Genomic DNA, 17,186 nt, shown 5'->3' with positions numbered 1-17,186 from the left:
GCGCTGCCGGCAGGTACGCGCGGCGCAGCAGGAACCACGGTAGGCGTGGTTCCTGCCGGTTCCGGGCCGCGGCCGCGCCCGCCTGGCGATCGGCGCAGTCGTTTGTCGGTCCTGGCCGTGGCCACGGCCAGGTACCGTGCCGAGCGCCTACAACCGCGCCAGCACCTCGGTTTTCTTGGCGTCGAACTCCTCCTGGGTGACCAGCCCCGCATCCAGCAACTGCCTGAGCTTGCTCAGCACCTGTATCGGATCGTCCGCGGCGGCTGCCGTGCTCGGCGATGCAGACGGCATGCCGCCCTGCGCGCCGGGTGCATGCACCACCACGCCACCGGCCGAGGCGCGCAACTTGTCGAACTCCAGTTGCTGGCGCTTTTCGTAGGCCGATTCTTCCACCTGCTGCGCATAGGCGTAGACCCGCCGGGCCTGTTTCTTGGGCAGGCTGTCGATGGACAGGTAGCCGCCCTGCGTGGTGCGGCACATGATCGTCGCTCCCAGCATCTGCTCGCTCATGTGCACGTCGAGCACCTCGCGCCAGGGGACATCGCGAAACGTCATCCCGAACAGCGTGGGGTGCACCACGATGAATCTGCGAGTGGTCAGCACCACCGCGGCCGGCGACAGGTTCACCACCATTTTCTTCTGCACCGCGATGTACTCGACCTGCTCGTCCCGCGTCAGCAACTCGTTCACCTTGGGCAGGATCTTGCCCACGGCCACCGGGTCCTGCTCGTCGGCCAGGAATTGCGTAAAGACCTCCATACCTTCCTCGTCGTGATCGCCTGCGCCGCAGCGTGTCCTGTATGACACCACATCCATGCCTTCGTGGTGCCGATCAGAAATCCGGCCAGCAATGCACGGCGCCGGATCGCTGAGTGCTTCAGACAACCCCAACCGCAACAAGGCGGATGTCGCCATCGCCTTGCTGTGGGCACCACGCTGGTTTTATCGCCGGCGCGAAAACGGACTCCGGCGCCGAAGCTCAACACCTCGGTACGATTGATCGTGATGTCTTCATCGTCGTCGTAGTCGTCGGCATACGGTCGTTCGTGTAGGGCACGCTCAGACTGACCTGCGTGCCGATAACCACACCGCAGCCCGCACCCAGAGCTGTCACCGACGTTGGAGCCCGCCATGCCGACGGCCACGGCACGCCCTGCGGGCCAAGTCACCTGCTGCATGCAGCGCGCGCCCGGATAGCGACAGGATGAGTCATAGATGACGCGGCAAGCTGTTGATTCTTCAGACCGTTCCACTCCCGGAACATTTCATTTGTTAAACAAATGTAATTACCATACTTCCAAGTTCTAAAATTCACCGGACCGATCCCTCGCGATCATCGTGAACCTGCCAGACGCGTGATTCCTCCGCGCCGACAAGGTCCGGAGACTTGCCATGCATTACCAGCCGCTGGACACCTCCAGCCTGCAAATCGTCACGCCGGTGTTGCTCAAGCAGGGCACCCGGCTGCTCGAGCCCAACGTCTATCGCACGCATCTGGATGGACAGCTGGCGGTGGTCAAGGACTACAGCCGCTACCGCCGCACGCTGCTGGCGCCGGTCGCGCGGCTGATGGTGCGCCACGAGGCGAAGATGCTGGCCCGCCTGCACGGTTGGCGGCATGCGCCGGCCCTGCTCGGCACGTTGGGTGGTCTGGCGCTGGGCATGGAGTTCATCCCCGGCGACACCCTCAGTGCCAGTGCGGTGGTCGGCCAGGAAGTCTTTCAACAATTGCAGCAGGCACTGCGTCGCCTGCATGCGTTCGGCATCACCCATAACGATCTGCACGGCACCAACGTGGTGGTCAGTGCCGGGGTGCCGGTGTTGATCGATTTCACCTCGGCCTGGCGCTTCCCGCGCTGGTTGCGGCGCGGCACGCTGGCACGCCAGCTGCAGCGCAGCGACGTGGCCAATTTCCAGAAGATGCGCCAGCGCCTGGCCGGGATCGCGCCGACCGCCGACGAGGCCGCACGCAGCGCCGAACCGCGCTGGGTGGGCACCCTTCGCGGCGGCTGGAAGCGGCTCTATCGCCGCCTCAAGCGCGGCGCGTAAACAGTTCGGAGCCGCCTGACGAGCATCCGTCAGAGAGGTGCGGACCGCGCGGGGAACCGGCGTGTACGAGTGGTCCACGCCGCACCTGGCAGCGGCTGCACCCGCCTGCCGGTGAGCACAGTCGCTGTGTCAGCGGCTCTCAGCCGCCAACAGCACCATCAGTGCTCCACCGCCGCCGACCCGTCGGGCGCCTTGGAGGCGATCAGGCGCGGCGCGTCGGCGACGAAGCGGTCCAGCACCCCATCGGCAATCTTGACCGGGCCCCCGAAGCGCGTGGCGCCGGGAATCGAGACGATTGCTGCGGCTTCGGCCGCGATCCGCTTGGCATCGGCAAACGCAACGGACGCCTGCGCGTCACCACGATTGGCGGCATCCAGCCCGGCGGCGGTCTGCTGCAGCGCGCGGCCCCAGCCGTCCATCGCCTCCAGCCAGGGACGCGACTGTTCCGCAAAGCCCTTGTCGGCCACGCCCGCACGGATGATCTGCGGCGCAGCCGCGAACGCATCCGCCGTACGCGCCAGTTCGGCGATGGCCTGGCTGCGCGCCGCCGCATCGCCGAGCGCAATCGTCTCGCGTACATGGTCGAGCACGGCCTTCAGGCGCGGCGCCTGTTCCTGCCACGGCTGGCTGCCGAAGGTTGGCGCCAGATGCTGGGTATCGAAGAAGGTCAGCAGCGCGGCGGTCACCTGCGCGTCGCCACCGGCCAAGTCGCGCGCGGCCGCGTGCCAGGTGCGCTGGGCATCGTAGCCGGTGTCGTTCCATGCGAACGCGGTCAGCCCCATCACCGCGACCCGGCTGGGCACTTCCTGATTCATCGGGTTGGAGACGATGCCGGACAACTCCGCCGACAGGCCGGCTTCGCGCCGCGCATACGGCGCCATCAGCAGGCGCCCGGCCGAGGTTTCGAAATCGTTGACCGGGTAGTTGTCCCACAGCAGCGTCTTGCGGCCGAACGCCTTGGTGGCCGCGCGTGCATCGGGAATGGAAATGGCCGGCGGCACCACGTCGGTGCCGGTCCACTGCACCACGATCTTCGGGTCCAGGTGCTTGCGCAGCGCTTCCTTGTACGGGCTTTCCTTGGCGTCGTAATACTCAGTCGGCACCATGATCAGTTCCGAAGACGCATCGTGGCGGGCCACCAGGTCGGCCTGCACCAGATTGAGCAGATACGACTGCGCGATGCCGGCCGCCTGCGCGCCGGACGCGCCGAAGGTGGTCTTGTCGCGCTCGCAGTTCCACTTGGTGTATTCGATATCGTCCAGCGCCACGTAGAAGCTACGCACGCCCAGCGCGCGGAAGGCATCGAACTTGCGCAGCAGTGCCTTGGCATCGGCCGGATCGGAGAAGCACACCGTCGGCCCCGGCGAGATCGCATAGACGAAGTCGACGTGATTGCGCTTGGCGGTGGCCGCCAGCTTGCCGAGCGCCTTCAGCGTCGCGGCCGGATACGCCTCGCGCCAGCGGTCGCGCGCATACGGGTCGTCCTTGGGGCTGTAGATGAAGGTATTGGCCTTGCTGCGGGCGAGAAATTCGATGTGCTTGCTGCGGTCGGCCATCGACCATGGCGCGCCGTAGAAGCCTTCGATGGTGCCGCGGATCGGCATCGCCGGGTGATCCTGGATCGCCAGGGCCGCAATGGCCGGGCGCTCGACCAGCTGGCGCAGCGTCTGCGCCGCATGGAACAGGCCATCGTTGTCGTGGCCGGCCAGCGTGATCAGGCTGCCGGTGCCGAGCGCCACGCTGGCCAGCGTATAGCCCTCCGTGTGGGTGTCCTGCACCGCCTTGCTGCGCGTCAGCGCATCGCGCACCACTGCCGCCTCACCGGTGCCGAGCACGATATGCGGGCGGTCGAGCGTGGCCGGCAGACGCTCCGCAGTGGCGATCTTGGTGACGCCGGCCGTGCCGAGGATGCGGCGCACCAACGCGACCGCCTCCGGATCTGCGCCCGGTGCCACCACCAGCACCACCGACCGACCCAGCGTGACCGTGCCGCCGTCCAGCGTGATCGCGACCGGCGTGGGGAAGATCGCCGGCTGGGTGACCGGCTGCGCCAGTGCGGGGACTGCCGCCGCTGCCAGGCCTGCTGCCAGCCACAGCGAGAGCGGGCGCAAGCCCGACGTTCCAGCGCGTCGCTTCATCCCCGAACTCCGGTATTGAAATGGTATTAGGCCCTAGAGTAGGCAAGTCCTCGCGTGGCGACAAGCAGGCGCGGCCTTTTGGCGTCCTGGCTCGATTTGGGAACGGCAAGCAGGGTGAAGCGCCTCAGGCGGATGCCGAGGCTGGCCTGTGGTGCCGGATCCGGTCTTCGGTATTGAAATGGTATGAGAACGCTGGCTGGCGGCTTATAGCAGCCTAGCTTGAGGAGCGCCCGCGCGACTGCGTCGAGGGCGACCCCGGCTCAGCATTGCGTGCCCACCTCAGCCGTCGACGGCCGCGTGCCACCCTGGAGGACGCAGTGACCGGCGATGCACTGCGCACGCCATGGCACTGCGTCGCCGCACTCAGCCGATCGTCGGTCGCCGACTGGCGCGGTGTGGTGTTCCGGCAAGCGGGCGGTTGCCCAGGCTCCAGGCGCACCGTCGCCGACGTCGCTGCCCGCCGGCGCGCTTACAGCGCGTCGCTATCCAGCTCGCCGGTGCGGATCCGCACCACGCTGCCCAGGTCGTAGACGAACACCTTGCCGTCGCCGATCTTGCCGGTCCCGGCCGCGGTCACGATGGCCTCGACCACGCGCTCGGCCTGGTCGTCGGTCACCGCCACTTCGATCTTCACCTTGGGCAGGAAATCGACCACGTACTCGGCGCCGCGATACAGCTCGGTGTGCCCCTTCTGGCGCCCGAACCCCTTGACCTCGGTCACCGTGATGCCCGCCACCCCGCAGCCGGCGAGCGCTTCGCGCACATCGTCGAGCTTGAACGGTTTGACGATGGCCATGATCATTTTCATCGGTGCAGTACCAAGGGCATGACGGGGCGCGCAGCATACCGTGGACGGCCATAACACTCACCCCATGGCGTACCGCCGTCACCGCGGCCGACAGCCGAATGGGACTATCCTTACCGCCTGCCGACTGCCTTGCCGATGTTCCGCGTGTCCCGGCCTGCACTAGGCTTCCTACGGACCTGCGGAGAACACCCATGATAGATTTCAACCAGCTCGACGACCTCGCCCGCCGCCTCAGCGACCTGGTGCCGCCGGGCCTGCGCCAATCGCGCGAAGAACTGCAGAGCACCTTCAAGGGCGCGCTGCAGGCCGGCCTGGGCAAGCTGGACCTGGTCACCCGCGAAGAGTTCGACGTGCAGCGCGCGGTGCTGCTGCGCACGCGCGAAAAACTCGACGCGCTGGAGCAGGCCGTGGCCGCGCTGGAAGCCCGCGCGCCTGCGACGACGCCCACAGCGCCGCCTGCCGCTCCCTGACCAGGACCTTCCACCATGAGTCTGGCGCTGGTGCACAGCCGTGCCCGCGTGGGGGTGCATGCACCTGAGGTTCGGGTGGAAGTGCACTTGTCCGGCGGGCTTCCCTCCACCCAGATCGTGGGCCTGCCCGAGGCTGCGGTACGCGAATCGCGCGAACGCGTGCGTGCGGCGCTGCTGTGTGCGCAGTTCGAATTTCCCGCCCGGCGCATCACCATCAACCTGGCCCCGGCCGACTTGCCGAAGGAAGGCGGCCGCTTCGACCTGCCGATCGCCCTCGGCATCCTGGCCGCCAGCGGCCAGATCGATCGCCAAACCCTGGCCGATTACGAGTTTCTCGGCGAGCTCGCGCTGACCGGCGAATTACGTGGCGTCGATGGCGTACTGCCGGCCGCCCTGGCTGCCGCGCAGGCCGGCAGACGGCTGATCGTGCCGCTGGCCAACGGCGCCGAAGCGGCCATCGCCGGGCACGTCGAAGCCTTCACCGCGCGCACGCTGCTGGAAGTCTGCGCCGCGCTCAACGGCAGCCAACGGGCGCCGGCCGCCGAGGTGGCGGTGCCGGCGCTCGGCGCGCGTGCCCTGCCCGACATGGCCGATGTGCGCGGCCAGCCGCATGCGCGTCGCGCGCTGGAGATCGCCGCCGCCGGCGGCCATCATCTGCTGCTGGTCGGCAGCCCCGGCTGCGGCAAGACCCTGCTCGCCTCGCGTCTGCCCGGCCTGTTGCCCGAATCCAGCGAGGCCGAGGCACTGGAAACCGCTGCCATCACCTCGGTCAGCGGCCGCGGGCTGGATCTTGCGCGCTGGCGGCAGCGGCCTTACCGGGCCCCGCACCACACCGCCAGCGCGGTCGCGTTGGTCGGTGGTGGCACCCATCCGCGTCCCGGCGAGATCTCGCTGGCCCATCACGGCGTGCTGTTTCTGGACGAGCTCCCGGAGTGGCAGCGGCAGACGCTGGAAGTGTTGCGCGAGCCCCTGGAATCGGGGCTGGTGACGATTTCGCGCGCAGCGCGCAGCGTGGATTTCCCGGCGCGGTTCCAGCTGGTTGCTGCCATGAACCCATGTCCGTGCGGATGGGCCGGCGACGGCAGCGGGCGGTGCCGCTGCAGCAGCGACAGCATCCGCCGCTACCGCAGCCGCATCTCCGGTCCGTTGCTGGACCGGATCGATCTGCATGTCGACGTGCCGCGACTGCCACCGCATGCCTTGCGCAGCGGCAATCCCGGCGAAGACAGCGCCAGCGTGCGTACACGCGTGGTCGCCGCACGCGAACGGCAACTCGCGCGTGCCGGCACACCCAACGCACAACTGGATCAGGCACAGACCGATCATCATTGCCACCTGCAAGGCGACGATCAGGTGCTGCTGGAACGCGCCATCGAACACCTGCAGCTCTCCGCGCGCTCGATGCATCGCATCCTGCGCGTGGCTCGCACCATCGCCGATCTCGACGACAGTGCAGCCATTGCCACCCGGCATCTGACCGAGGCCATCGGCTACCGCAAACTGGATCGTGCGGTGGACACGGCGAGCGCGGCGTAGTGCGCCGACCCGGGGGCGTCGAGGCGACCGCCCGCCCGCGCACCCCCATTCCACGCCGTTGGTTAGGACGCTAAGCACTCCAGCAACGCAGGACGGTCGACCGCTTCATCGCACCATCGCTCGCTGCCTGTGCGCCTGCAATGAGCATGCGCGCGCCCTTCTCTGGCGGCACGGCATTGGCCCCATACGTCCACCCGCTCTCTCCGGCGTCGCAACATCCATTTCATGGCAATGCACGTACAACGTCCGCCACACCACTGCGCAGAGGCCGCCATGAGCCGACATCCCGACCTAGTCACCGTCCCGTCCCTGGATCTGAATCGCTATCTGGGCACCTGGTACGAGATCGCACGGCTACCGATTCGCTTCGAGGATGCCGATTGCACCGATGTATCGGCGCACTACTCGCTGCAGGACGATGGCACGGTGCGGGTGCAGAACCGCTGCCTGACCGCCGAAGGCGAGCTGGAAGAGGCAGTGGGCGAGGCGCGCGCCATCGACGACAGCAACGCGCGGCTGGAAGTCACCTTCCTGCCCGAAGGCCTGCGCTGGATTCCGTTCACCAAAGGCGATTACTGGGTGATGCGCATCGATGCGGACTACACCGCCGCGCTGGTCGGCGGTCCCGACCGCAAGTACCTGTGGCTGCTGGCAAGGCTGCCGCAGCTGGACGAAAACATCACCCAGGCCTATCTGGCGCATGCGCGCGAGCAGGGCTTCGACCTGGCCCCGTTGATCCACACCCCGCACACCGGGCGACTGACCGAGCAGCCACTTCCCTGAGTGCTGCGCACAGCTGCCATCACAGTCTGCCCGGTGGCCAGAACGCGCGTCCTCGGCCAGCGAATGCTGGTCCGCAGGGGATTGGGTCGCACCGATAGATCGACTGCGGAGCTGGATCAAGAGCGGCTGATCTGCGGCCTGGTTGCAGGGCTCTTGCCTACCCACCCTCGCGCCTGCCCACCCTCGCGGGACACGCCGTGACTCCGTTCCCGGAGGCTCTTCTGCGACGTCCATGCCGCACAAGGCCCCGCAGCGGTAGGCGAACAAGGACCAATCAGGATGGTCGCTGTGCCTGGTGCAAGCAGGGCGGGGCTTGGGGTGTCCAGGGCATGGTGTGTGCGGCCGGCGTTCCATCGCAAGCCAGACAGCGGACAACTCCTCAAGACGCAACCTACAAACGTCTCGTCTGCCCACCACACGCCGACTGACAGGCTGACAGGAACGCGGCCGACCGATTTACCGGTGCGGTAGCCCGGCCGGTTACGGAGCCCCTGGCGGCATGGATGCCACCAAGGACCCGTAAGGATGGACGACCTGTCCTGCAAGCGGTGAGGGCACGCGCCCTCGGACCTATCCGCGCCTCCGACGCTCCGGCATTGAACGACTGCGCAGACCGGACTGCAGCCCAACTCAACCGTTGAGCGTGCCCAGATCCTTGGCCGCAGCCTGCGCGCCTTCCAGGCTGTCGAAGGCAACACCGGTGTCGCCGACCACGTACTTGGTCAGCTCGCCATCGCGGGTGGTTTCCTGCATCTTGAAGATCGGCACTGCATCGGTGCCGCCGACGCGTTCTTTCTGCGTTGTCATGGTGATTCCTCCAGGGAGAGTGCCTTGCACGGAGCCGGATGGCGCCGCGGCTCCCACGCGGGAGCACAGACGACCCGACCCTAGCGCGCCGTCTGGTGCAGGCGCGTGAATCCATTGACGAGGCCGATTGCCACGGCACCCGGCACCATCATTTGCAGAAAATCACATCCGCTTCGCCCCGCGGACGCGCGCAACCCACGCGTCTGTCGTACATTCGCGACGTGCAGCCTCATCAGTCCACCGTCACTCTCTCCACCGTCTTGCCGCGGCATGCCCACGTGCGGCGCAACTACGCCGCGCCGTTCGTGGGGCGATGCATGTCAGCGCTGCCCTGCGCGGGCTGTCGTGCGTGAGCACGCCTCCCCGCAGATGTGGGTGGTGAGGTGAAGCGTCAACGCATCATCAGTGTGACCGTGTTGCTGGTGCTGCTGTGCGCAACGCTTCCGATCAGCCTGTCCTACTACCTGGCATGGCGGCTGGCACTGGACCGCGAGGAAGGCAAGCTCGCGCAACTCGCGGCATTGTCGATCCGGCGCACCGAAACCGCCTTTGACGAGGCACATGGTGCGCTCTTGAGCATGGGCACATCGCCGCTGCAGCCGTGTTCCCAACCGCATCTGGCGCAGATGCGCGCGCTGGTGCTGGCCAGTCATTACATCGTCGAACTGGGCTACCTCCAGCAGGGCCGGCTGCGCTGCACCTCGTGGGGCCCATCACCGGAGGTCGTGGCGCACACCGCTGCCGACTTCGTGGTCAAGCGCGGCATCGCGGTCACCACGCGGTTGCGCCCGCTGGCCAATCCGCACCACCCGCTGATGGCCTTGCAGTTGCGGGACTACAACGTGCTGATCAATCCGACCACGCTGACCGACATCAATCTGCCGCCCGGCCTGCAATTGGCGATTGGCACGCCGGACGGCCAGATACTGAGCAGCACCGGCACCGCCGCCGAGCAGCTGCTGATCGCGCTGCCGACCGCTGCATCCGGCACCGGGCCGGACGCCCAGGCATTGTCCGGCCGCGACCGCCGCGGCGACTGGGCCGCGGTCGTCACCGAGCCGGTGGCCTATCTGCGCGGGCCGCTGGCTGCTGCACGGCTGCAGGTGGTACCGGTCGGCATCGCGCTGGCGCTGCTGTTGGTCAGCCTGGTGATCTGGGTCTCGCGGCGGCGGTTGTCGCCGCTGGCGCGGCTGGAAATCGCCGTGCAGCGCAACGAGTTCGTGGTGCACTACCAGCCGATCATCGCGCTCGACACCGGCGCCTGCGTCGGTGCCGAGGCGCTGGTGCGCTGGCAGCAACCCGATGGCGTGTTGATCCCGCCCGATGCCTTCATCCCGCTGGCCGAAGAGAGCGGCCTGATCCTGCCGATTACCGATCTGGTGGTGGCCGAAGTCATCCGCGACCTCGGCCCGACCCTGGCGACCGACCCTTCCCTGCACGTGGCCATCAATGTCTCCGCCGACGACATCAAGAGCGGCCGCGTGCAGACCGTGCTGGCCCGGGCGCTGCATGGCACCAACGTGGACAGCGGACAGTTGTGGGTGGAGGCGACCGAACGCAGCCTGATGGACATCGAAGCGGCGCGCACCACCATCACCCACCTGCGCGGTGCCGGCCACACGGTGTCGATCGACGACTTCGGCACCGGTTATTCGAGCCTGCAGTACCTGCAAGGCTTGCCGCTGGATGCGCTGAAGATCGACAAGTCCTTCGTGGACACCATCGGCACCCACTCGGCCACCAGCGCGGTGACCTCGCACATCATCGACATGGCCAAGACGCTGCAGCTGCGCACCATCGCCGAAGGCGTGGAACGGCAGGAGCAGCTGGACTATCTGCGCGCGCACGGCGTGGACCTGGCGCAGGGCTGGCTGTTCTCACGCGCGCTGCCGGCCACCGGCTTCATCGCCTACCACGCGCTGATGCGCGGCGGCACGCACTGACCAGCGCAGCTACGGCGTCAACACCGACGTGGAGCCGTGACGGCGAGTCGTCGACCAACCGGGCACGGCGATCCAGGCGCGGCAATCAGCGGGATGCACACACGGCCTGCTCGAATCGCGGCCAAGACGGTTCGCCTGTGCCGAAGGCAACGAGGTTGCACGCCGACCAGGCGCACGCTCGTGCGGCCGCCAGGCCGGACTGACTGGCCCGACAAGAAAAAGGGCCGCCAGTGGCGGCCCTTTCGATCAGGCGCCTTGCAGGGCACCTTCGCGTTGGCGACGTACCGGCCGGGGCCGGCTCGGGAACGCATGCCGCACGATCCGCCACATCACCTGGCCGAACTGACGCGGCAGCGAGCCGGTGTTGTAGTGCTGGCCGTAGCGCGCACAGATCTGCTTCACCTCGACCGCAATCTGCGCGTAACGGTTGGCCGGCAGGTCCGGGTAGAAGTGGTGCTCGATCTGGTGGCTCAGATTGCCCGACAGCACGTTCATCAGCTTGCCGCCGGTGAGGTTCGAAGACCCCCGCAGCTGACGCAGGTACCAGTGACCGCGCGACTCGTTGCGGATCGACTCCTTCGGGAACACTTCCGCATCGGCGGTGAAGTGACCGCAGAAGATGATCACGAAGGTCCAGATGCTGCGCAGCACGTTGGCGGCCAGGTTGCCCAGCAGCACGGTCAGGAAGAACGGGCCGGCCAGCGCCGGGAACGCGATGTAGTCCTTGAGCATCTGGCGGCCGATCTTGCGGCCGACCGGCAGGAACGAGGCGCGCAACTCGGCCGCCTTCATCTTGCCGGCGAACCAGCGGCCCAGGCGCAGGTCCTGGATCGCCACGCCCCATTCGAACAACAACGCGAACACCACCGCAATGAACGGCTGCAGCAGGTAGAACGGGCGCCAGCGCTGCTCGGGGAAGATGCGCAGCAGCCCGTAGCCGATGTCGTCGTCCATGCCGCGCACATTGGTGTAGGTGTGGTGCTTGAAGTTGTGCGTCTTGCGCCAGTTGTCGCCGGTGGCAACGATGTCCCACTCATAGGTGTTGCCGTTGAGTTGCGGGTCGCCCATCCAGTCGTACTGGCCGTGCATGACGTTGTGGCCCAGCTCCATGTTCTCCAGGATCTTGGACAGCGTCAGCAGCACCACACCGGCGATCCACGCCGGGATCAGCACGCTGTGCACGAACGCGCCCAGGAACAGCAGCGCGCGTCCGGCCACGCCGGTCCAGCGCACCGCGGCCACGATGCGGCGGATGTAACGCGCATCGGCGGCACCGACCTGGGCCTGCACGCGGGCGCGGATGGCGTCGAGTTCGTCGCCGAAGGACTGCAGTTCGGCAGCGGACAGGGCGCGGTTGTGGACTCGGCTCATGAGGATTCCTTACAGATCCAGGATCAGGTCAGTGCTCGGGGCACTGATGCACAGGCGGACCTGTGCGGTGGGTTCGTTGCTGCGCTCACCGGTCAACAGGTGGCGCGTGGTGCCGGCCTGGCGCGCGCAGGCGCAGCTGTTGCAGATGCCCATGCGGCAACCGTGCTTCGGCCGCAGGCCTTGCGCTTCCAGCCCCTCCAGCAGCGACTGGCCGCGCGGCAGGGTCAGCGTACGGCCGCTGCGTGACAGCTGGACCTGCACCTCACCGGCTTCGCCGTCGTCCAGCACCGGCACGCTGAAGGCTTCGGCCTGGAACGCGGCCACGCGGCCCTGCAGGCGCGCGCGCGCTGCCTGCACGAAGCCGCCCGGGCCGCAAACCATGACGTGGCGGCTGGAGAGATCGGCGACCTGCTCCAATGGGTAGCCATCGATGCGCGCAGCCGGCGTGGCGCCTTCGCGGGTGGTCAGCAGGCGCACGCGCAGGCGCGGATGTGCGGCGGCCATCGCCTCGAATTCCTCGACGAAGCAGGCTTCGTCGCGCTGGCGCACCCAGTACAGCAGGTCCACGTCCATCGGCATGCCGGCCTGCGCGGCGGCCTGCAGCAGCGCGCGCATCGGGGTGATGCCCGAGCCGGCCGCCAGCAGCAACAGCGGCGTCGGGGCGGCCGGCAGCAGCATGTCGCCGAAGGCTGGATCCAGCGACACCACCGTCCCGATCGGCGCATCGCCGGCCAGGTAGCGGCTGACCAGCCCGCCCTCGATCGCCTTGACGGTGATCGCCAGGCGGCCATCGGCCAGCACGGTCGGGCTGTAGCTGCGCAGCAGGCGGCGGCCGTCGATCTCCACGCCCAGGCTCACGTGCTGGCCGGCCTGCAGCCCCTGCCAGTGGCCGTTGGGCCGCAGCACCAGGGTCACCGCGTCGCGGCTGGCCGGCGTGCGCGCGACCAGGCGGGCCATTGGCCGTTCCAGGGTCCACAAGGGGTTGAGCCGGGTTGCCCAGAAATCGAACAACTGCGGCGACACCAGCCGACGCGCCAGGCGCGTCGGCAACAGGGACTTGGACTTGGGGTCGGATGCCAGGTTCATGGATTGCACTATACGCATGCATGCACAGCCGTGTATACAGTTGTATATCGATCAGAGGAGCTATGATTCAGGCCCACGCCCGGCTACCGCCTCATGACCTCCATCGCCCTGCCTTCCAACGACGCGCCGCCGTCACGCAAGCCGGCGATTTCACGTGAGGATCTGATCGCCGCGGCACTGTCGCTGATCGGACCACACCGCAGCCTGTCCACGCTGAGCCTGCGCGAAGTGGCCCGCGAAGCCGGCATCGCGCCCAACAGCTTCTATCGCCAGTTCCGCGACATGGACGAACTGGCGGTGGCCCTGATCGATCTGGCCGGGCGTTCGTTGCGCACCATCATCGGCCAGGCCCGTCAGCGCGCCACCTCCACCGACCGCAGCGTCATCCGGGTATCGGTCGAAGCCTTCATGGAACAGCTGCGCGCCGACGACAAGTTGCTGCACGTGCTGCTGCGCGAAGGTGCGGTGGGCTCGGATGCGTTCAAGCAGGCGGTGGAGCGTGAGCTCAGCTATTTCGAAGACGAGTTGCGGGTGGACCTGATCCGCCTGGCCGCCGCCGACAATGCCAAGCTGCATGCGCCGGCGCTGGTGTCCAAGGCGATCACCCGGCTGGTGTTTGCGATGGGCGCGGTGGCGATGGACTCGCCGCCGGAAAAAGACCCCGAACTGATCGAGCAGATCTCGCAGATGCTGCGCATGATACTCACCGGTGCACGCACCTTGGGCACGCACGGCGGGTGAGCGTAGCCTGACGCTGGAAAGCCACCGGTCTGTCTCGCGTTGACCGGTGACGCATGCTCGCTTCGAGCGATACGCCTGGCTGGTTGCCTACGCATCAAGTCGCACGCATGCGCTGTCGGTGCGTCAATGACCTGCGCGCAGTATGGGGCGCAGTCCACGTGCATAGCCACGCCAGGTGCGTGCAAGCGCCTGTGCATGGAGATCGGCACATGCCGCGTTTTGCGCAGACAAGCGAACATGGCGATCGCTGAAACATCGGCAGTGCCTGTTTGTCTTCAAAGCCATCCAACACCTGCAAGGCGATACGGTCGTACGTCTATCTCCTATCGACCAGCCTCATCCATGACGGCGAATGCACAGTTCAGTCTTGTCGCGGTGGTGCTCACATCCAAGCACACGCGTTTCACTCCTGGCTGGCCAAGGTGGGCCACGTTCGCGATCTGCTCGACAGACGCACCTACAGGCACACGGAGACGACATGAGCAACCACGACACCCCTCTCGACAAGCAGGAACGCAAGGCCGAAGCGCAGGATCTGAACCGTGATCCGATCTCCGGTACACCCGGTTCGCATCCGGTCGGTGTGGGTGTGGGCGGCATCGCAGGCGGCGCTGCCGCCGGTGCGCTGGCCGGCACCGTGTTCGGTCCGCTGGGCACGCTGATCGGCGCGGCGGTTGGCGTGGTGGCCGGCGCCGCAGCCGGCAAGGGCGTGGCCGAGCGCCTGGACCCGACGGTGGAAACCGAATACTGGCGTCAGGAGCACCAGAACCGTCCTTACTACAAGGAAGGCACTGACTACGACCGCGATTACGCCACCGTCTACGGCTTTGGTCTGCAGGCGCGCGAAACACGTCCGACCAGCACCTGGGAAGAAACCGAGGCCACGCTGGCTGGTGAATGGCCGCGCAATCGCGGCGAATCGCGCCTGGAATGGGAAGAGGCACGCCTTGCCGCGCGCGATGCCTGGGAGCGTGCCGATCGCACGCATAGCGTCTATCGCGAGGGCGACACGCATTACCAAGGCCGTTTCGACAGCGCGAGTTATCGCGACGCCGAATATTCCTACGACGATTATCGCCCTGCCTATCGTTACGGCATGCAGGCACGTCAGCAATATGTCGGCCGCCAGTGGGACGACCATCTGGAACGCGATCTGGGCGATGGCTGGGACCGTTTCAAGTCCAACTCGCGCCTGAGCTGGGAAAAGGCCAAGCATGCCGTGCGCGAAGCCTTCGATTCGGAGAATCACGATCAGGCTGCACGTCGCAATCCGACCGACCCGCGCGTCTGAGGTGTCGCGGCCTGGCACCAGGCCACGCTGATCTGTAAAAAAGAACGGGCCCGATGGGCCCGTTCTTCATTTGTCGAAAACATCGACGGGGACGCTGACCCCGTTGCGTGGACGACTCAGCTGGAGCTGTTTTCCACGGCACGGATGTCGCCACGAAATTCGCGCGCGCCCTGCCCGGGCGATGACACTGCATCGCCCTGTTGCTGCTTGAGCATCTGCTTGCGTGCGGCCACCACTTCCTTGGCCAGGGCGATGCGCCGGCCAACCACCATTTCGGTCAGCCAGTCGATCAGGGTCCGTGTGTATTCCTGCTGGTGTTCCTTGATGCTCAATGCGTGATCGGCACCGGCAATCACCCGCGCGCTCACCGAGCGCGCATTGACGAAGGCATTGGCATAATTGCGCAACACCGGATGCGGCACGATCACGTCGTGTTGCGCCTCCACCAGCAGCACATCGCCCTTGTAGTCGGCACAGGCCGCCAAGGCGATATTGTCGTCCGGGGTCAGCACGCGCTGCCGGTAATCCATCAATTCCGGATCGGCGTTGAGGCTGACCTTGGGGCGATCCCAATGCTCGTCCTTGTACAGCGCGGGCGAGCGTAACGCCAGCCATTCCACCGGGCGTTCGCGCGTCAGCAAGGCGGACAGGTAGCCACCGTAGCTGAGCCCGACCACGGCGATCGATTGCGGGTCGACATACGGCAGGCCGGCAAGCTGATCGTAGGCCGCCTTGATGTCGTCCAGGTTCTGCGCGCGTGTCACGCTCTGGCGCATGGACGCATAGCCTTCGTGGCCACGCAGGTCGAAGGTCATGCAGATGCAGCCAAGGCCGACCGCTTCGCGCGCGCGCACCAGGCTGTGATGCTGGCTACCGCCCCAGCCATGCACGAACAGCACGGCGGGAATGCCGGTGGGCGTGAGCAAGGTGCCACTGAGTTCGTCCTGGTCGACCGGGATCTGGATGCTGGAAAGTTTGGCTTCCATTACGGGGTGGATACCCTCCTGTATTTGAAGCGCGGACCCGGCCCGGGGCGTTCGGCGCGGTAGTAGATCTGCGCATCTGCGGGCGGTTCGCCCTGATAGATCTCGTGCGTGGATGCATGCACCCAGCGCAAGTTGGCATCGTCCTGAAAGCTGCCAATCGCGGCGAGCTCGGCCGGTGTGGCGCCGCCGACGCGCCAGGATTGCTCCAGCACGCCGCAGACCGCACCGCTCCTTCCATCGTCGCCGCTGACCACATCGTAGTTGCGCCGCGAGATGTGCAACCCAGGATAGGCGGCGGTGATGAATCGATCGTATCTGCAGGCTTGCGCGACCACACGCTGTTGCAGGGGCGGTAGCGCCGTCACGGCCAGCGCTTCGAGCGATCCGCGATACACATGCAGCGATGAGCCGCCATAGACGTCCTCGCCCTGCGCATTGCGCACGCTGCATTGGGTGCCGTAATAGGCGATCTGGACGCCGGCAACGCATAGCTCGCCGACGCTATGTGTCACCGGCTGCAGGATATTGCGCTCCAGGACCGCGCCATGCGTGCCCAGATAGTCCTCCGGCAAGCTGTCCAGCACCTGCGTCAGTTGCGCTGCATCGGCAATACGCCACTGGCCGTTGCCACCCACGCCGGTCGGCAGCTTGAGTCGCACACCGCCATCCGGCAGCAGGGTCTGCAGCGCACGCAGGGCATCGGTGCGCGAAAACACCGTATAGCCCGCCAACGTGGCCGGAATCAGCGCGGTGGCCAGTGCCTGGTTCCATCCGGGGACGCTGGCTGCCTGCTCGGCAATCAGCGGGTGGCCGATCACCTTGGTTGCGAGGAAGGCATGCGGCACGATGCCGCCCAGCAAGTCCGCAGCGTCATCGATGCCCAGTCCATGCGCTTGTTCCGACGTCAGGGTTTCATCGGGCACATGAAACACGGTCTCGGCGACCATGGGTCCGGAGGCGGCACGATGCCCTGCGCCGCGCACGTCCAGCAGCCGTGCAATTTCGCGACAGACCCACGCGTGCGTGGCACGCTCATGACCATCCTCGGGCACCGGCCGAGTGACATGCCCCACGACCTGGCAGTACTGCTTGTGCGCCATCACGTCTCCCCTCGCAGCGTCGAACCGCGTGCCGTTGCTGGCTTTTCAAGCAGTTGAGACCCGCGCAGTCGGTGATG

Annotated in this window: 15 protein-coding genes; 7 read left to right on the top strand and 8 right to left on the bottom strand. The window is 66.9% G+C overall.

Going from position 1 to position 17,186, the window contains the following annotated elements; all coding sequences use genetic code 11:
- Positions 1–147: 147 nt before the first annotated feature.
- Positions 148–759, bottom strand: a complete 612-nt coding sequence (locus EO141_RS13885; protein ID WP_104584958.1) for a PH domain-containing protein — start codon at positions 757–759, stop codon at positions 148–150.
- Between the two features lie 633 nt (positions 760–1,392).
- Here EO141_RS13885 and EO141_RS13880 point away from each other — a divergent pair.
- The gene (locus tag EO141_RS13880; RefSeq protein WP_164739214.1) at positions 1,393–2,049 is read left to right on the top strand and encodes an RIO1 family regulatory kinase/ATPase; all 657 of its coding nucleotides are present in this window, start codon (positions 1,393–1,395) and stop codon (positions 2,047–2,049) included.
- 158 nt (positions 2,050–2,207) lie between these two features.
- On the opposite strand, the gene EO141_RS13875 is transcribed toward EO141_RS13880, so the two are convergent.
- The gene (locus tag EO141_RS13875; RefSeq protein WP_127169480.1) at positions 2,208–4,187 is read right to left on the bottom strand and encodes a beta-N-acetylglucosaminidase domain-containing protein; all 1,980 of its coding nucleotides are present in this window, start codon (positions 4,185–4,187) and stop codon (positions 2,208–2,210) included.
- Positions 4,188–4,656: 469 nt separating this feature from the next.
- The gene (locus EO141_RS13870; protein ID WP_016904463.1) at positions 4,657–4,995 is read right to left on the bottom strand and encodes a P-II family nitrogen regulator; all 339 of its coding nucleotides are present in this window, start codon (positions 4,993–4,995) and stop codon (positions 4,657–4,659) included.
- 191 nt (positions 4,996–5,186) lie between these two features.
- Here EO141_RS13870 and EO141_RS13865 point away from each other — a divergent pair, with 191 nt between their 5' ends.
- From EO141_RS13865 to EO141_RS13855, 3 genes are all read left to right on the top strand, one after another.
- Complete coding sequence (locus tag EO141_RS13865; protein WP_016904462.1) at positions 5,187–5,465, top strand: accessory factor UbiK family protein; 279 nt, start codon at positions 5,187–5,189, stop codon at positions 5,463–5,465.
- A 15-nt stretch (positions 5,466–5,480) separates the two neighbouring features.
- Entirely contained in the window at positions 5,481–7,001 is a 1,521-nt protein-coding gene (locus tag EO141_RS13860) for a YifB family Mg chelatase-like AAA ATPase (RefSeq protein ID WP_127169479.1), read from the top strand.
- A gap of 273 nt (positions 7,002–7,274) precedes the next feature.
- Positions 7,275–7,784, top strand: a complete 510-nt coding sequence (locus EO141_RS13855; RefSeq protein WP_161960161.1) for a lipocalin family protein — start codon at positions 7,275–7,277, stop codon at positions 7,782–7,784.
- A 630-nt stretch (positions 7,785–8,414) separates the two neighbouring features.
- Here EO141_RS13855 and EO141_RS13850 read toward each other — a convergent pair.
- Complete coding sequence (locus tag EO141_RS13850) at positions 8,415–8,591, bottom strand: hypothetical protein (protein ID WP_010374782.1); 177 nt, start codon at positions 8,589–8,591, stop codon at positions 8,415–8,417.
- 383 nt (positions 8,592–8,974) lie between these two features.
- On the opposite strand from EO141_RS13850, the gene EO141_RS13845 reads away from it, so the two are divergent.
- Entirely contained in the window at positions 8,975–10,534 is a 1,560-nt protein-coding gene (locus EO141_RS13845) for an EAL domain-containing protein (protein ID WP_127169478.1), read from the top strand.
- 246 nt (positions 10,535–10,780) lie between these two features.
- Here EO141_RS13845 and EO141_RS13840 read toward each other — a convergent pair whose 3' ends face one another.
- Positions 10,781–11,905, bottom strand: a complete 1,125-nt coding sequence (locus tag EO141_RS13840; protein WP_127169477.1) for an acyl-CoA desaturase — start codon at positions 11,903–11,905, stop codon at positions 10,781–10,783.
- Positions 11,906–11,914: 9 nt separating this feature from the next.
- The gene (locus EO141_RS13835) at positions 11,915–12,991 is read right to left on the bottom strand and encodes a ferredoxin reductase (protein ID WP_127169476.1); all 1,077 of its coding nucleotides are present in this window, start codon (positions 12,989–12,991) and stop codon (positions 11,915–11,917) included.
- Positions 12,992–13,084: 93 nt separating this feature from the next.
- Between EO141_RS13835 and fabR the strand changes: the two genes are divergently transcribed.
- Positions 13,085–13,732, top strand: a complete 648-nt coding sequence (gene fabR / locus EO141_RS13830; protein WP_104584881.1) for an HTH-type transcriptional repressor FabR — start codon at positions 13,085–13,087, stop codon at positions 13,730–13,732.
- Positions 13,733–14,210: 478 nt separating this feature from the next.
- A complete protein-coding gene (locus EO141_RS13825; RefSeq protein ID WP_104584879.1) occupies positions 14,211–15,023 on the top strand; it encodes a hypothetical protein in 813 nt (270 codons plus the stop codon).
- 116 nt (positions 15,024–15,139) lie between these two features.
- Here EO141_RS13825 and EO141_RS13820 read toward each other — a convergent pair whose 3' ends face one another.
- Both EO141_RS13820 and EO141_RS13815 read right to left on the bottom strand, forming a co-directional pair.
- Positions 15,140–16,009: an alpha/beta fold hydrolase gene (locus EO141_RS13820; protein WP_127169475.1), complete on the bottom strand. Its 870-nt coding sequence runs from the start codon at positions 16,007–16,009 to the stop codon at positions 15,140–15,142.
- Positions 16,009–17,109, bottom strand: coding sequence for a DUF3182 family protein (locus EO141_RS13815; RefSeq protein WP_127169474.1), 1,101 nt, complete (start codon positions 17,107–17,109; stop codon positions 16,009–16,011). The genes EO141_RS13820 and EO141_RS13815 overlap by 1 nt, the downstream gene beginning before the upstream one ends.
- Positions 17,110–17,186 lie beyond the last annotated feature (77 nt).

This window comes from Xanthomonas sp. BRIP62415, assembly GCF_003993515.1.
Taxonomy (GTDB): Bacteria; Pseudomonadota; Gammaproteobacteria; order Xanthomonadales; family Xanthomonadaceae; genus Xanthomonas; species Xanthomonas euroxanthea.
The sequence above is the reverse complement of the archived record's forward strand: the minus strand, read 5'-3'. Positions and strand labels throughout refer to the sequence as shown.

Coding starts and splice junctions, on each gene's coding strand:
- EO141_RS13840 (WP_127169477.1), bottom strand. CDS start 11,905: ATGAGCCGAGTCCACAACCGCGCCCTGTCCGCTGCCGAACTGCAGTCC.
- EO141_RS13865 (WP_016904462.1), top strand. CDS start 5,187: ATGATAGATTTCAACCAGCTCGACGACCTCGCCCGCCGCCTCAGCGAC.
- fabR (WP_104584881.1), top strand. CDS start 13,085: ATGACCTCCATCGCCCTGCCTTCCAACGACGCGCCGCCGTCACGCAAG.
- EO141_RS13850 (WP_010374782.1), bottom strand. CDS start 8,591: ATGACAACGCAGAAAGAACGCGTCGGCGGCACCGATGCAGTGCCGATC.
- EO141_RS13870 (WP_016904463.1), bottom strand. CDS start 4,995: ATGAAAATGATCATGGCCATCGTCAAACCGTTCAAGCTCGACGATGTG.
- EO141_RS13815 (WP_127169474.1), bottom strand. CDS start 17,109: ATGGCGCACAAGCAGTACTGCCAGGTCGTGGGGCATGTCACTCGGCCG.
- EO141_RS13860 (WP_127169479.1), top strand. CDS start 5,481: ATGAGTCTGGCGCTGGTGCACAGCCGTGCCCGCGTGGGGGTGCATGCA.
- EO141_RS13835 (WP_127169476.1), bottom strand. CDS start 12,991: ATGAACCTGGCATCCGACCCCAAGTCCAAGTCCCTGTTGCCGACGCGC.
- EO141_RS13825 (WP_104584879.1), top strand. CDS start 14,211: ATGAGCAACCACGACACCCCTCTCGACAAGCAGGAACGCAAGGCCGAA.
- EO141_RS13855 (WP_161960161.1), top strand. CDS start 7,275: ATGAGCCGACATCCCGACCTAGTCACCGTCCCGTCCCTGGATCTGAAT.
- EO141_RS13875 (WP_127169480.1), bottom strand. CDS start 4,187: ATGAAGCGACGCGCTGGAACGTCGGGCTTGCGCCCGCTCTCGCTGTGG.
- EO141_RS13820 (WP_127169475.1), bottom strand. CDS start 16,009: ATGGAAGCCAAACTTTCCAGCATCCAGATCCCGGTCGACCAGGACGAA.
- EO141_RS13880 (WP_164739214.1), top strand. CDS start 1,393: ATGCATTACCAGCCGCTGGACACCTCCAGCCTGCAAATCGTCACGCCG.
- EO141_RS13885 (WP_104584958.1), bottom strand. CDS start 759: ATGGAGGTCTTTACGCAATTCCTGGCCGACGAGCAGGACCCGGTGGCC.